The organism is Microcystis sp. M49636_WE2 (assembly GCF_030065375.1).
Taxonomy (GTDB): Bacteria; Cyanobacteriota; Cyanobacteriia; order Cyanobacteriales; family Microcystaceae; genus Microcystis; species Microcystis aeruginosa_C.
In genome coordinates this window covers 1-1350 of record NZ_JASJFG010001048.1, presented here as the reverse complement: position 1 = coordinate 1350, position 1350 = coordinate 1, and the positions used below count along the sequence as shown (strand labels likewise).

At 45.0% G+C, this 1350-nt stretch carries 1 protein-coding gene and 2 pseudogenes; 1 reads left to right on the top strand and 2 read right to left on the bottom strand.

Features of this window, described 5'->3' with window-relative positions; genetic code table 11:
• Positions 1–179, bottom strand: a pseudogene (locus PX484_RS25905) (IS982 family transposase); the annotation flags it as partial.
• A 118-nt stretch (positions 180–297) separates the two neighbouring features.
• Here PX484_RS25905 and PX484_RS24205 point away from each other — a divergent pair.
• The gene (locus PX484_RS24205; protein WP_288105971.1) at positions 298–876 is read left to right on the top strand and encodes a PEP-CTERM sorting domain-containing protein; all 579 of its coding nucleotides are present in this window, start codon (positions 298–300) and stop codon (positions 874–876) included.
• A gap of 65 nt (positions 877–941) precedes the next feature.
• On the opposite strand, the pseudogene PX484_RS24200 reads toward PX484_RS24205, so the two are convergent.
• A pseudogene (locus PX484_RS24200) lies at positions 942–1190 on the bottom strand (Rpn family recombination-promoting nuclease/putative transposase); the annotation flags it as partial.
• Positions 1191–1350 lie beyond the last annotated feature (160 nt).

The following is a 1350-nucleotide window of genomic DNA, read 5'->3' as shown; positions in this document are numbered from 1 at the left end:
AAATTACGGTAGTGGTTTTGATGGAAAGCGATCAGGATGGTCATAATTTCGCTTAAAGTCAAGATTTTGCCACGTTTACGAGCTTTATTATCGGCTGAAAGCCTTGTCTGTTCTAATTTAGGTTCAAATACACGGCATCCGACGTCGACATGACAGAAAAGAGCTTCTAGACTAGACATAGATGGGTTGGGGGTACTGAGTTTATATATTTTTCAGCTTACTAGCCCCCGCCTTTTCTTTCCTCCCTTATCCCGAACTGACGTTAATCAACTGCTAAAAGCCCTTTGCCTTCCTGCGGTGACTTGTGCCGTTTTCAGTGCCATTCCCGCCCATGCCGCCATTTTTACCGCTACCTATACGGGTACTGTTTCCTTTGCTACTGTCGATAACGTTACTGCCGGTAATACTGCGCTTATCACCTATCAGCTTGACAATGGGGGAACTTCCCTGTTAAACCAAACATGGACCGCGAGTAACATTGTGAGTGTCACCTTCAATTTTGGTAATGGGGCCCACGTTACTACCTTTAATCCTAATGGGGGTAATGGGTTGACTAATAGTATAGGAAGCTTTGTCACCAATGCCTTAGGACAATTAACGGCTGTTCCTTCTGCTTGGACTGATAACTCTAATGTCAATGTCGTCTCAACCAATTCTACACAAACACCTACACAATGGTACCTGGATGGGGGCAACAGCGTTTACTATACTAATAATTTCTCCAACGCTGTCAATTTGACCAATGTATCAGGTAATATCGTTGCTGCTAACTGGACCATTCAAGGCACCCAGACACAGACAACCCCGGAACCAGGCACCCTTTTAGGCTTATTAGCGGTGGGTTCTCTGGGTGTATTGGCTCGCAAACGGCAATAAATGACCAATTCTGCTGTAAGGAAGGTTTAACAGCCTTCCTTTTTGGTTAGGGGGGCGGTATAGTGTTATCTCCCTTTTTGTATAGCTCTAACCTGTTTAACCTCTAACTCTAAGGCGGATGCGACTTGCTCAACGCTTAACCCTAAGGCTAACAAACGGGGGACCGCCTCTAATGCTTTGTTTAGTCTGCCTTGCTCAATGCCTTCCTCGCGACCTTCCTCAATGCCTTCCTGACGCGCTTCCTCGCGCACATCTTGAAAATACTGAGTTTGTTTTAATTCATCTAAACTAAACATAGTTTCTATCTCCCGACGATAGGATTAACAGGACCTCCTAGACATGAGGACAGAAGAAGATTATCTCCCTTTTTGTATAGCTCTAACCTGTTTAACCTCTAACTCTAAGGCGGATGCGACTTGCTCAACGCTTAACCCTAAGGCTAACAAACGGGGGACCGCCTCTAATGCTTTGTTT